We start from the raw sequence: 12,321 nt of genomic DNA, 5'->3' as shown, positions 1-12,321 counted from the left end.
CGGACCTTCGCCCACGATCCGCCACGGGATCCTGGGCGAAGGTCCGGCCGCGTGCGCTCCGCTCCGCGCGTGGCGGCCACCGGCACGGTGGTCGCCGGGTCAGATCCGCTTCTCGTGCCGACGGCGCACCCAGAACACGCCGCCGCCGATCACACCCGCCGCCACCAGGCCGCCGCCGATGGCCATGTCGGCCGGGGCCGCTCCGGAGGTGACGGAGCCTCCGAAACCGCCGTGGACCGGGCCCGGCCTGATGTCGTTTCCGGGCCGAATGCCCTCGCGACCGTTGCCGAGGCCCTCACGACCAAGGCCTTCTCGGCCAACGCCCTCTCGACTGATGCCCTCCCGGCCGAAGCCTTCCCGGCCAAGGCCCTCACGACCGAAGCCTTCACGGCCGTTGCCTTCACGGCCGTTGCCCGGGCGCAAGCCGTTGTTGCCGGGAAAGTAGCCGCCGCCCGGAACGACGAGGCCCGGTCCGACCCCGCCCGGCACGAACCCACCGCCGGGAAAGTAGCCGCCGCCCGGAAAGACTCCACCCGGGCCGAATCCACCACCCGGAAAGACGCCACCGCCCGGAACGACTCCACCGCCCGGAACGACGCCGCCCGGAGCGATTCCACCGCCGGGCAGAACGCCGCCCGGAGCGATTCCACCGCCGGGCAGGACGCCGGTGCCGTTGACGCCGCCGGTGTTGCTCGGTCCGCCCCCGTTGCCCACGCCGTCCGCGACGGCCGTGGGGGCGGCGAGCCCGAGGACGGCGACGGCGATGGCCGTGGCCGCCAGGGCGCGAGTGTTACCCATGTGATCCTCCGCGAGAGGCACCCCGGGACCCGTCCCCGGTCGATCGGCGAAAAAGCACCTCCGAGGTCGACCTTCGGATGAACGGAACACGCCCGCATGTCGAGAATGCTCCGTCCCGGTGATCGGACACGCTGAACCAAAAGCGCACAATCGGATGTTGTCCCAGGTCACGGACCGTCAGATAAATTCCTCTCGGCCGCACCTCGGATGGCGCACCGAAGGGCGTCCCGGTAACCCGTTCGCCATCGCCCCCGTCGCCGCCCGTCCGCGCGCGACTTAGCGTTCTCGTATGCGTGAGTGACGCGGCGACAGCCGCGCCGAGAGGGGATGGCGAATGTCTGCGTTCGAGCTGTCCGAGCTTCCCGAAGAGGAGGAACGGCACAGGAAGCGCGCTCCGTGGGGCGTGATAGCACTTGTTCTGCTGACCGGTCTCGCGCTGATCCGGAACGGGTCGGGCGAGTTCGACGTCGGACCGCCGCAGCCCGCGCAGAACGCGGCCGCCGACAGCCCCGTACCCGGCACCGGTTTCGCCGGCGCGCCGGACGCGCTGCCGTTCTCCGCCGCGGAGCGGGTGATGATCCCGGCGATCCGGGTGGACGCCCCGGTCACACCGGTCGGCCTGGACGCGGACGGCTGGGTGACCGCGCCGCCGCCGGAGGACCCGAACCTGGCCGGCTGGTACACGGGTGCCGTCTCGCCCGGGGAAAAGGGGACGTCCGTCATCGTCGGGCATGTGGACAACTCGTCCGGCCCCGCGGTGTTCTACGGACTGGGGTCCCTGAAGAAGGGAAACCGGATCGAGGTCCGGCGCAAGGACCGGAAGACGGCGGTCTTCGAGATCTACGGTGTCGAGGTCTTCGCGAAGAACAGCTTCCCCGGCGACCGGGTCTACGGCTCCAAGGGCACGCCCGAACTCCGGGTGATCACCTGCGGAGGCGGGTTCTCCAAGCAGAACGGTTACGACGGGAACGTCGTCGTCTTCGCCCGCCTGGCCGAGGTCCGCTGACGGTGTCCCGGCCCTGTGACTGAGCGGGCGGCCGGCCGGCCGCTCAGCCATAGGGCCGCTTGGGGACGATCAGGTGGTAGCCGTTGTCCAGCAGCCAGGGCAGATAGCGGCGCAGGGCGCCGACGCTCTGCGAGCGGTCGCCCCCGGCGTCGTGGGAGAGCACCACGACGCCGGGGGCGGCGCCGCGCTCGATCCGGTCGATGATGGTGCGGGTGCCCGGCTTGGTCCAGTCCAGGCTGTCCACCGTCCAGGCCAGCGGCTCCATGCCCATCTCGGCGCCCAGTTGGAAGGCCGCCCGGTTCCAGGCGCCGTACGGCGCGCGGAACCAGCGGGGGTGCTCGCCGTAGCCCTTCGCGATGGCCTCGCTGGTGCGTTCCATCTCGGAGCGGATCTGTGCCCGGCTCAGCTCGGTGAGCCGCGGATGGGACCAGGTGTGGTTGCCGACGACGTGTCCCTCGTCGGCCATCCTTGCCAGCAGGTACCCGTTCCACTCGGCCATCTCGCCGCACACGAAGAACGTCGCGCGGACGTCGTACTTCGCGAGGGTGTCCAGGATGTGCGGGGTGTAGGCGGGGTCGGGGCCGTCGTCGAAGGTCAGCAGCATGCGCCGGCCGGTGCCGGGCATGCGCAGGATCGGCTCCTTCCGTACGGGGGTCCTGGCGGGCGGGGTGCGTGCCGGTCCGTCACCGGTCAGCGGCCGCAGGCGAAACACGGAGGACTTGACCGCGGCCCGTGCACCGGGTCCGGCCGCGGGTGCACCGGAGCGTGCGGGGGCCGTGCCCGTGCGGCCGGTCAGGAAGAGGTCGGCGGTGCCGGCCGCTCCCATGACGGCGGCACCGGCGAGCAGCACGCGGCGCCGCGTGAGCATTTGATCCTTTTTCATGACTCATCACTCGCCCTCGGGGCGTCGGCGCATCACTCGCACACCGGTACGGCGACGGGATTCCACCCGCACGGCGCAGCCGCGCTTTGTCCGGGGTCGGGCGCCCCACCGTGGTACGGCACGCCGCCCGCCGGGGTGCGGGTGTGTTATGGCCGAGCGCGCCGTTCCCCGCGCCCCTTCAGGGCCTGCGTCAGCGGCGGTGGACGAGCGGGAAGGGCAGGGGCTCCCGGATCGCCAGTCCGGTCAGGAACATGGCATCCGATCGACTCCGAGTAGGCGGTGTCGGGTCCGTGGCGTCCTTCCCCTGAGCGGCCTCCGCGGTGGCACTCATGGTTTCGGCTGTAGGAACCGCGGGGGCCGCTCCCCCGTCGAGGGCTCCCGCAGGGGAGCGGGACCTGCGGCTTCCGATAGCCTCACGGCCGTGACGGAACAGCACGAACAGCATGCGCACAGGTTCGAGCGGGGCACGGACGGGCCGAAGGTCATCGTGGCCGGGGTGGACGGCTCCGAGTCCTCGCTGCGGGCCGCCGCCTATGCCGCCGGTCTGGCCCGGCGGCAGCACGCGCTGCTCGCGGTCGTCTATGTGCAGCCGGTGATGGCGGCGGGGGCCGCGCTCGGGGCGCCGGTGGCGGAGACGACGGACGAGATCGCCGAGGACCTCGTCACCCACATCCGTGAGTCCGCCGAGCAGGTCAAGGGGATATTCGACGTGCGCTGGGAGTTCCACACGTTCCGTGGCGATCCCTACAGCGGCCTGGTGAGGGCGGCCGACGAGCTGAAGGCCGACGCGGTCGTGGTCGGCGCGTCCGAGCAGGCGGGCCACCGGATCATCGGCTCGGTGGCGATCCGCCTGGTGAAGGCGGGCCGCTGGCCGGTGACGGTGGTCCCCTAGCCGGGGCCACGCCGCCCGCCAGACACAGCCAGACCCCACAACGAGAAACCGAGACCCCAGGACGACCCCGCCGCGGATCGACCAAGCGGCCCGCGCCAAGCCCGTCCGGCGCCCACCCCCACCGGGCAAGCCGCCGACACCGGCCCGCCCCTTCCTGAAGACGGCCCCGGCCGACGACCGGGCCGTGCCCGAGGCGGCGACAGCGCGCGAAGCGGTACGCCGAGGCAGCGAACGCGACGCGGGGCGTTGAGCGCGGGCGGGGAAAGCCACCGTCACCGGCCTGTCGCAGACCACTCGGCGCACCCTCTGCCCGAAACGGCCGCGGCGACCGGACCGGGCCCCTGCTCGCCGCCCCGGCCACCACGCCTCACCGCCCCCGCGGGGCGGCAGCGGGACATGAGAAGCAGTACAGCAACGAGACGAACGCGGCGCGGGGCGAGGCGTTGAGCGCGGTCAGGAGCTGTCACACGAGCGCCACGACGACCCCGCCGTGACCCTGCTCGTCGCCCCCGCGAGGCATGAGAGGCAGTACGCCGACGACGGACGCGGTGTCCGGGGTTGTGGCGGGGGGTGGATTCGTGTGTGGTGTCTTTCGTGGAGCGCGGGTGGGGGCCATCATGATCCGCCGTCAGCCGTTCGCCGTAGGTGAAGAGGTGAGGCACATGGCCAAGATCCGGCCGGGTGAGGGCATTCTCCGCCGCAAACCCATCGAGCACATCGAGGACACCGAGATCGGCGAGGGCCCCCGGCTGGCGAGATCGCTCGGCCTGTGGCAGCTCACCGCGATCGGCGTGGGCGGCATCATCGGCGCGGGCATCTTCACCCTGGCCGGCACGGTGGCGGGCGGCGTGGCGGGTCCCGCGGTGGTCGTCTCCTTCCTCATCGCCGGTCTCGCCAGCGCGGCCGCGGCCCTGTCGTACGCCGAGTTCGCCGGCCTGATCCCGAAGGCGGGCTCCGCCTACACCTACGGCTACGCGGTGCTCGGCGAGTTCGCGGGCTGGTTCATCGGCTGGGACCTGCTGCTGGAGTACACGGCGATCGTCGCGGTGGTCGCCATCGGCATCTCCGGCTACTTCAGCTTCCTGGTCGAGGAGATGGGCGCGAACCTGCCGGCCTGGATGCTGGGGGCGCCCGGCACCGGGGCCGGGCACCGGGTGGATCTGTTCGCCGCAGTGCTGTGCCTGCTCATCGCCTGGCTGCTCACCCTCGGCATCCGCAGCGCGGCCCGCTTCGAGACGATCGTGGTGGTGCTGAAGGTGCTGGTGGTGCTGTTGGTGATCGGTGTGGGCGTCTTCCACGTCACCACCGCCAACTACCACCCGTTCTTCCCGTACGGCATCGGCGGGGCGTTCACCGGCGCGGCCACCGTGTTCTTCGCGGTCTTCGGCTACGACGCCATGTCCACGGCCGCCGAGGAGTCCAAGGACGCGCAGCGGCACATGCCGAGGGCGATCGTCTACTCGCTCGCGATCTCGATGGTGCTGTACGTGGCGGCCTGCCTGGTGCTGACCGGAATGCAGAACTACCGGCACATCGACAAGGCGAGCGGCTTCTCCACGGCGTTCAAGTCGGTGGGCCTGAGCGGACTGGCGGATGTGATCGCGGTGGGCGCGATCATCGGCATCCTCACGGTGATGTTCACGTTCATGCTGGGCGTGACCCGGGTGTGGTTCTCCATGTCGCGGGACGGTCTGCTGCCCAAGTGGTTCGCGAAGACCCACCCGACGCGGCACGTGCCGACACGGGTGACCTGGATCGTCGGGGTGGCCTCGGCCGCCATCGCCGGGTTCCTGCCGATCGGTGAGGCGGCCGAACTGACCAACATCGGCATCCTGTTGGCGTTCGTGGTGGTGTGCACGGCGGTGATCGTGCTGCGCTACCGGCGGCCGGATCTGCCGCGCACCTTCCGTACGCCGTGGATGCCGTTCGTACCGGCGCTGGGCGTCGTCTTCTCGATCTGGCTGATCACGTTCCTGCAGTGGCAGACCTGGGTGCGGTTCGCGGTGTGGTTCGTGGTCGGGGTGGTCGTCTACTTCGGGTACTCCTACCGGCGCTCCGCGCTCGCCGGGCCGGGTCGGGTCACTCCCCCATGACCAGGCCGTCCTTGGCGGCGCCGCGGGCGAGCACCACGTCCCGGATCCGGTCGCGCACGGTGGTCAGCTCGGCGCCGTCGGCGATGGCCGCGTTCAGGTTGACCACGCGGCCCGCGTCGAGGTCGTACAGCTGCGGGACGAACTCGGCGCGGGTCACCTCCCAGCGGGCGCCGGGCCGGGCGGGCGGGGAGAAGGTGAAGCGGGCGAGCGTGGACTGGTTGCCGCGCGGGTCCTGGAGGCCCTGCCGGTTGTACATCTCGCCGGCAATCTGATCGCCCATGCCGTACACGACCCAGGTCCCGTTGACCTTCTCGTACGCCTGCGGGACATGGGCGTGGGTGCCGATGATCAGGTCCAGGTCGGGGCGGCCGGCGGTCCGTGAGGCGGTGAGGCGCTTGGCGAGGGCGAGTTGCCGGTCGTCGGGGTCGTCCTGCCATTCGGTGCCCCAGTGCAGGGACACGACGACCACGTCCGCGCCCTGCTTCCGGGCGGCGCGGGCGTCGGCGACGATCCGGGCCTCCTCGATCAGGTTGACCGCCCAGGGCTGCCCGGCCGGCGGCGAGAAGCCGTTGGTGTCGTAGGTGTACGCCAGGTGCGCGACCCGGGCCGGGCCCGCCTGCATGAGGGTGGCCGCGCGGGCCTCCCCCTCGGTACGCCCCGTTCCGGAGTGCCGCAGGCCCGCCCGGTCCATGGCGTCCAGCGTGCGGGCGACGCCCTCGGCGCCGTCGTCCAGGGCGTGGTTGGAGGCCGTGGAGCAGGCGTCGTAGCCGGTGGCGGCGAGGCTGGGGGCGATCTGCGGCGGGGACTTGAAGGCGGGGTAACCGGTGTAGTCACCGTTCGCGCCATACACGGTCTCCATGTGGCACAGCGCCAGGTCGGCGCGGTTGACGACCGGTTGCACACCGGCGAGCATCGGGCGGAAGTCGTAGCCGGCGCCGCCCGCGTCGAAGTTGGCCCGCTCGATCACGGAGGTGTGCGGCAGGACGTCGCCGGAGGCGACGAGGGTGAAGCCGCGGGCCGCCGCCGTCGGCGCCGGGTGTGCGGGCGCGGCCGGCTGCTTGCGGGCCTCGGCCGAGCAGGCGGCGGCAGCCGTGAGGAGTACGGTCAGGGCCAGGGCGACCTGGCGTCTGCGTGCGATCATCGGCTCATCCCGGATGGTCTCGAATCACCGTCACGTTTCGTATTTACAGACAAATGAGTACGAAGATGACGGCCGCCCCAAACAACCCGGTGGCCCTCTTTAACCCGTCCGGTGTCCGTGACGGGCCGTGACGGACCGTTCGCCGAACCGTTCGCCGACGCGATCGACCGTCCGTCGCAGATCCCTGTGCGCACCCTGTCCCGTCGGCGGACCCTGCGCTGCCATATGCCCATGACGGCCGGAACCACCCTTGACCACGGGACGACGACCGCCGAGCACGAGCTGGCCGCGCTGCAACGCGAGCACGGCCGACCGCTCTTCGCGCTGCTGCTGCGGCTGTGCGACGGGGACCGGCAACGTGCCGAGGACCTGGTGCAGGAGACCTTCGTACGCGCCTGGCAGCACCCCGAGGCGCTGCGCGCCGACGCCTTCGACTCGGTGCGGCCCTGGCTGCTGACCGTGGGCCGGCGGCTCGCGATCGACGCGCGGCGGGCCCGCCAGGCGCGACCGCCGGAGGTCGGCGACGCGATCCTGGAGAACGCGCGGGTGTGCGCCGACCACGCCGAGCGGTCGGCCGCCACCCTGGATGTCCGCGAGGCTGTGAAGACACTCACTCCGGAACACCGTGAAGTACTGGTGCTCGTGTATTTCCAAGGGGCGAGTGTGGCGGAAGCCGCGGAAACGCTGGGAATCCCACCCGGTACGGTGAAGTCCCGCGCGTACTACGCGCTGCGCGCCCTGCGCCGGGTTCTGCCGGGATACGCGCCCGACCTGCGGTGAAACCGGGTCCTGGGTCAAACCTCGGTAAAGCGCCTTGCTGCGGACCCCGTTGGAGCAATCAGCTGTCTTCATCCGTGTTCCGGACCGGGGCGGGGTTCGGGCGACGCGCACGTACCGGAGGAAGGCAGGACGGGATGCTGCACAGAGGTCAAGAGAGCACGGACGGCACCGGCGGCGGCGCGCTGACGGTCCCCGTGGCCTGGTTCTATGCCGAGTACATCGCCGACGAACTGCTGCGGACCGGCGATCTGATGCCACCCACGTCCTTCGAGTTCCGGGCCGGCCGGGACGCGCTGGCGCTGACCGTCTTCCTGTCCGACACCGACGGCGAACTCTCCGGCATCCGGGTCGTCTCCCAGCTGGAGACCTGGCTGTCGCTGACGGCGTACGACCAGCCCTGGCAGGACTGGGTGCGCGAGCGCATGGCCCAGCTCGCCGGCGCGGCGATCGCCTCCGGCAGCCCCGCGCCCGACCTGGACCTCGCCGCAAAGGCGTGGCGCTGGCTCCAGGAGACCGAACTGCTCGCCCCCGACCTGGACGCGGTGCCGGGCGGCGGCCCGGTGGTCGCCGAGGAGGACGGGCCCAAGGTGTGGACCCCCGCCTGGCGGCTCGGGCTGCCCCTCGGCCACCTCGCCATCCACCTTTTCTGAGCTTCTTCGCCGTCGGACCAATCCGCGGGCCGGACCGCTCCGAATCCCTGGGTTGTCCCCTGGGGCGGCGATTGTGGACGTGGCTTGAGTGATTCGGCTGTCCGGTGCGTACCGGTGGGTGCACGCAGTCACCCCACCCGCACCCAACGGCACGAGGATTCGGCATGAGGTCCCTGGAAAGGCATCGCGACGTCGGCGCTTATGCGCTCGGCGTGCTGGACGAGGCGGAGGCCTTCCGCTTCGAGGACCACCTCATGGAGTGCCCCAGCTGCACGGCACACATGACCGAATTCGGCGCTGCGGCACGGCAGTTGATGCTGTACCGGCGGGCCACACCGCGCGTTGTGCACCCCCTGGCCCAGCCGGGCCCCCGGCTGCTCGACCGGCTGCTCGCCGAGGTCACGGCACGCCACCGGGCGCGCCGCCGACGCCTGCTGTACGGCCTGGCCGCCTCCGTGGTGTTCGCCGTCGCCGGTCCCGGGATCGCCGTCTACGCCGGGCACGGGACGGCGTCCGTACGGGTCACGGCGACGACCGACCCGGACTCCGGTGTGTGGGCGCAGCTGACCAGCGAGGGCGAGGCCTACGGTACCGAGGTCGAGCTGAAGGTCAGGGACGGGGCGGGCCCGCATTCCTGTCGCCTGGTCGCGGTCGGCGAGGACGGCACCGAGCAGATCCTCACCAGCTGGACGGTGCCCGACCACGACGCCGGCACGAACACCCTGCGGGGCGCCTCCGCGATGCCCCCCGACCAAATCGACCACTACGAGGTACGCACCACCGCAGGCGACCACCTGGTAACCCTGAAATCCCCCTGACCAAACCAGCGCCCCAAGGGGCGCGAGGCTGTATCGACATGCGGCTCCGCCGCGCGGGCGCGACCAGCCACAACGACGCCGCAGCCGAACACCACGAGCAGCACCCCATAGGGGCGCGGGGAACTGCGCGACCAGCCACAACACCGCCGCAGCCGAACGACGGCTTCAACACCCCCACCTGCGGAAACTACTTCAGCAGGCGCGACATCCTGCGGTCCGCCAGCGGCTTGCCGCCCGTCTGGCAGGTCGGACAGTACTGCAGCGACGAATCGCTGAACGACACCTCGCGGATGATGTCGCCGCAGACCGGACAGGGCTCCCCGGCGCGGCCGTGCACCCGCAGTCCGCTCTTCTTCTCCGTCTTGAGCCGCCCGGCGGCCAGCCCCCGGGAGCGGTCGACCGCCTCCGTCAGGGTGCTGCGCAGCGCCTCGTACAGCCGCCGGGTCTCCTGCGGGGTCAGGGACGCGGCGAGCTTGAACGGGGACATCTTCGCGGCGTGCAGGATCTCGTCGCTGTAGGCGTTGCCCACGCCGGCGAGCAGGCTCTGGTCCCGCAGCGCACCCTTGAGCTGCCGCCGTTCCCTCGTCAGCAGGGCGGCTAGCCGGGCCTCGTCGAAGTCGTCGGCGAGCGGGTCGGGGCCGAGCCGGGCCACGCCGGGCACCTCCCGCACATCCCGTACCAGGTACACCGCGAGCCGCTTCTGGGTGCCGGCCTCGGTCAGGTCGAAGCCCGCGCCGTCCGCCAGGGCGGCCCGCAGCGCGAGCGGGCCCTTGCCGGGGCGCGGCGGACCGTCGGGCAGCCGGTCCTTCCACTGCAGCCAGCCCGCGCGGGCCAGGTGCGTCACGAAGTGCAGGCCCGTGTCGCCCTCGATGTCGAGGAACTTGCCGTGCCGGTGCACGGCCGTCACCTCGCTGCCCTCGAACGCGGACACCGGCGGGTCGTAGGTCTTCAGGACGCTGATCGCGACCGGCAGCACCCGGACGACCTCGCGGCCGACCAGGTGCTCGGTCAGGAAGTCCTTGAGCGCTTCCACCTCGGGGAGTTCCGGCATAGGTCCAGGGTGCCACCGGGTCCCAACCGCCGCCCCGCGCCTCCACGCCCCACACGGCCTGCCGTCAGCCGCCGAGGACGCCGGTGGGGCTGTCGAAGATCGCGTCGGTGACGGCGGTGTCGTCTGGGGCCAGACCGCCGCCGTCGGGCAGGTCGGGCGCTTCCGGGACGGTTTCGGGTCCGCCCTCGTCGGTGCGCGGGGAACTGCCCGGCTTCGAGGCGGGCGGCGAAACCGACTGGATGGCCGTAGGGGCCGATCGGGTGGCCCGGATGCAGTCGGCCGGGCCCGGCCGGGCCGCGGCTGCGGCGTCCGCCGCGGCTATGCCCGCACTGGCGCTCGCATCCGGGGCGGGGGACGCCGTCCGGGGCGTGCAGGTCGGCGCCGGGGTGCGCGGGCCGTCGCCGGTGGGACCGACGTCCGGCGTCGGGGTCGCTGTGCGCGGCAGCGAATCAGGGTCGGCTGGTACGGCGGCGGGCACGGCCGGCCTAGCCGTACGGGTGACCCGGCCGTCGTCGGCGCCGCATCCGGCGAGGAGCGGCACCGCCGAGAGCACCGAGAGCACACTGACCGTGAGGATGGTTCCGGTGGGTATCCGCACCGTGTTCTCCGACATCATTCAGACCCGGTTGGGACATTCGGTCATTTGACACCATTGTCCGCACCACCCGCCCGGGTTACGCAAACGCAGCGACGCGGTACGCACAGTGATGCGCCCGCCCGCGGGCGGGCACCGAGGAGGGAGCACGGGGCCGTGGACTGGTTCACCGCATCCGAGTACTGGTTGAGCCGACTGGTGTTCCAGCGGGCTCTGGCCGCCGTGTACCTCGTCGCGTTCCTGACGGCCGCCCTCCAGTTCCGCGCCCTGATCGGGGAGCGGGGCATGCTGCCGGTCCCCCGGTTCGTGGCCCGGGTGCGCTTCTGGCGCGCGCCGAGCCTGTTCCACCTGCACTACTCCGACCGGTTCTTCGCGGCCTGCTGCTGGGCGGGCTGCGCCGTCTCGGCGGCGCTGCTCGCGGGAGCGGACTCGCTGCTTCCCACGGCCGGCGCGATGACCCTGTGGCTGGTGCCCTGGGCGCTGTATCTGTCGGTCGTCAACGTCGGCCAGACGTGGTACGCGTTCGGCTGGGAGTCGCTGCTGCTGGAGGTCGGCTTCCTCGCCGTGTTCCTGGGCAACGACGAGGTCGCGCCGCCGGTGGTGGTGCTGTTCCTGCTGCGCTGGATCCTGTTCCGGCTGGAGTTCGGCGCGGGTCTGATCAAGATGCGCGGCGATCCCTGCTGGCGGAAGCTGACCTGCCTGTACTACCACCACGAGACCCAGCCGATGCCGGGCCCGCTGAGCTGGTTCTTCCACCGGCTGCCCGGGCCGCTGCACCGAGTGGAGGCGGCGGCGAACCACGTCACCCAACTCGTGGTGCCCCTGCTGCTGTTCGCCCCGCAGCCGGTGGCGACGGTCGCCGCGTCCCTGATGATCGTCACCCAGCTGTGGCTGGTGCTGTCCGGCAACTTCTCCTGGTTGAACTGGATCACCATCGTGCTGGCGCTGTCGGCGATCCGCTTCCCCGGCTCGCCCCCTTCGGTGGGTGCGGCCCCGCTGTGGTACGTGTGCGTGGTGCTCGCCGCCGCCGCGCTGCTCGTGTTCCTGAGCTACCGCCCGGTGCTGAACATGGTCTCCCGCCGCCAGGTGATGAACCGCTCCTTCGACCCGCTGCACCTGGTGAACACCTACGGCGCGTTCGGCAGCGTCGGCCGGGTCCGCTACGAGGTGGTGGTCGAGGGCACGCTGGATGCGGTGCCGCGGGCGGACGAGGGGTGGCGGGAGTACGAGTTCAAGGGCAAGCCGGGCGACCCGCGGCGCTGGCCGCGCCAGTTCGCCCCCTACCATCTGCGGCTGGACTGGCTGATGTGGTTCGCGGCGCTGTCACCCGCCTACGCCGGGGACTGGTTCGGCGGCCTGGTGGAGCGGCTCCTGGAGAACGACCGGGACACGCTGCGGCTGCTGCGCCGTTCGCCGTTCCCGCCGGACCGGCCGCCGCGCTACGTCCGCGCCCGCCTCTTCCGCTACCGGTACACGACGTGGCGCGAGCTGCGGGAGACGGGCGCCTGCTGGGAGCGGACGTACGTGCGGGAGTTCCTGCCGCCGACCCGGCTGGCGGCGAGGGCTCACACGCGGTAGACACGGCCGACAACGAGGGCCCACACGCCGCACACG

The 12,321-nt window shown here is 71.7% G+C and carries 13 protein-coding genes; 7 read left to right on the top strand and 6 right to left on the bottom strand.

Annotated features, from left to right (window positions below):
• Positions 1–99 precede the first annotated feature (99 nt).
• Positions 100–969 (bottom strand): hypothetical protein, encoded by an 870-nt coding sequence (locus tag ACFYTE_RS03880; protein ID WP_388704491.1) that lies wholly within the window; start codon positions 967–969, stop codon positions 100–102.
• 163 nt (positions 970–1,132) lie between these two features.
• Here ACFYTE_RS03880 and ACFYTE_RS03875 point away from each other — a divergent pair, with 163 nt between their 5' ends.
• Positions 1,133–1,804, top strand: coding sequence for a class F sortase (locus tag ACFYTE_RS03875; RefSeq protein ID WP_388704488.1), 672 nt, complete (start codon positions 1,133–1,135; stop codon positions 1,802–1,804).
• Positions 1,805–1,847: 43 nt separating this feature from the next.
• Here ACFYTE_RS03875 and ACFYTE_RS03870 read toward each other — a convergent pair whose 3' ends face one another.
• Both ACFYTE_RS03870 and ACFYTE_RS03865 read right to left on the bottom strand, forming a co-directional pair.
• Positions 1,848–2,687, bottom strand: a complete 840-nt coding sequence (locus ACFYTE_RS03870) for a polysaccharide deacetylase family protein (RefSeq protein WP_388704485.1) — start codon at positions 2,685–2,687, stop codon at positions 1,848–1,850.
• 190 nt (positions 2,688–2,877) lie between these two features.
• On the bottom strand, positions 2,878–3,018 hold the full coding sequence (locus ACFYTE_RS03865; protein WP_388704482.1) for a hypothetical protein: 141 nt from the start codon (positions 3,016–3,018) through the stop codon (positions 2,878–2,880).
• Between the two features lie 90 nt (positions 3,019–3,108).
• Between ACFYTE_RS03865 and ACFYTE_RS03860 the strand changes: the two genes are divergently transcribed.
• Positions 3,109–3,579 carry a universal stress protein gene (locus ACFYTE_RS03860; protein WP_388704479.1) on the top strand — a complete coding sequence of 157 codons (471 nt, stop codon included), beginning with the start codon at positions 3,109–3,111 and terminating at the stop codon, positions 3,577–3,579.
• 662 nt (positions 3,580–4,241) lie between these two features.
• Positions 4,242–5,672, top strand: a complete 1,431-nt coding sequence (locus tag ACFYTE_RS03855; protein ID WP_388704476.1) for an amino acid permease — start codon at positions 4,242–4,244, stop codon at positions 5,670–5,672.
• Here ACFYTE_RS03855 and ACFYTE_RS03850 read toward each other — a convergent pair.
• The gene (locus ACFYTE_RS03850) at positions 5,659–6,813 is read right to left on the bottom strand and encodes a CapA family protein (RefSeq protein ID WP_388704474.1); all 1,155 of its coding nucleotides are present in this window, start codon (positions 6,811–6,813) and stop codon (positions 5,659–5,661) included. The genes ACFYTE_RS03855 and ACFYTE_RS03850 overlap by 14 nt on opposite strands.
• 231 nt (positions 6,814–7,044) lie before the next feature.
• Between ACFYTE_RS03850 and ACFYTE_RS03845 the strand changes: the two genes are divergently transcribed.
• The 3 genes from ACFYTE_RS03845 to ACFYTE_RS03835 all read left to right on the top strand — a co-directional run bounded on the left by ACFYTE_RS03845 (position 7,045) and on the right by ACFYTE_RS03835 (position 9,061).
• A complete protein-coding gene (locus tag ACFYTE_RS03845; RefSeq protein WP_388704471.1) occupies positions 7,045–7,593 on the top strand; it encodes a sigma-70 family RNA polymerase sigma factor in 549 nt (182 codons plus the stop codon).
• A 134-nt stretch (positions 7,594–7,727) separates the two neighbouring features.
• A complete protein-coding gene (locus ACFYTE_RS03840) occupies positions 7,728–8,243 on the top strand; it encodes a hypothetical protein (RefSeq protein WP_388704469.1) in 516 nt (171 codons plus the stop codon).
• Positions 8,244–8,407: 164 nt separating this feature from the next.
• Positions 8,408–9,061, top strand: a complete 654-nt coding sequence (locus tag ACFYTE_RS03835) for an anti-sigma factor family protein (protein WP_388704466.1) — start codon at positions 8,408–8,410, stop codon at positions 9,059–9,061.
• A 187-nt stretch (positions 9,062–9,248) separates the two neighbouring features.
• Here ACFYTE_RS03835 and ACFYTE_RS03830 read toward each other — a convergent pair whose 3' ends face one another.
• Together ACFYTE_RS03830 and ACFYTE_RS03825 are read right to left on the bottom strand one after the other, a co-directional pair.
• Positions 9,249–10,112, bottom strand: coding sequence for an Fpg/Nei family DNA glycosylase (locus tag ACFYTE_RS03830; protein WP_388704464.1), 864 nt, complete (start codon positions 10,110–10,112; stop codon positions 9,249–9,251).
• Positions 10,113–10,176: 64 nt separating this feature from the next.
• Positions 10,177–10,710, bottom strand: coding sequence for a hypothetical protein (locus ACFYTE_RS03825; RefSeq protein WP_388704461.1), 534 nt, complete (start codon positions 10,708–10,710; stop codon positions 10,177–10,179).
• Positions 10,711–10,863: 153 nt separating this feature from the next.
• Here ACFYTE_RS03825 and ACFYTE_RS03820 point away from each other — a divergent pair, with 153 nt between their 5' ends.
• Entirely contained in the window at positions 10,864–12,285 is a 1,422-nt protein-coding gene (locus ACFYTE_RS03820; RefSeq protein WP_388704458.1) for a lipase maturation factor family protein, read from the top strand.
• Positions 12,286–12,321: the final 36 nt, after the last annotated feature.

The sequence above is a fragment of the Streptomyces sp. NPDC004629 genome, from assembly GCF_042873595.1.
Lineage (GTDB): Bacteria > Actinomycetota > Actinomycetes > Streptomycetales > Streptomycetaceae > Streptomyces.
This window is presented reverse-complemented; position numbering and strand designations above follow the sequence as displayed.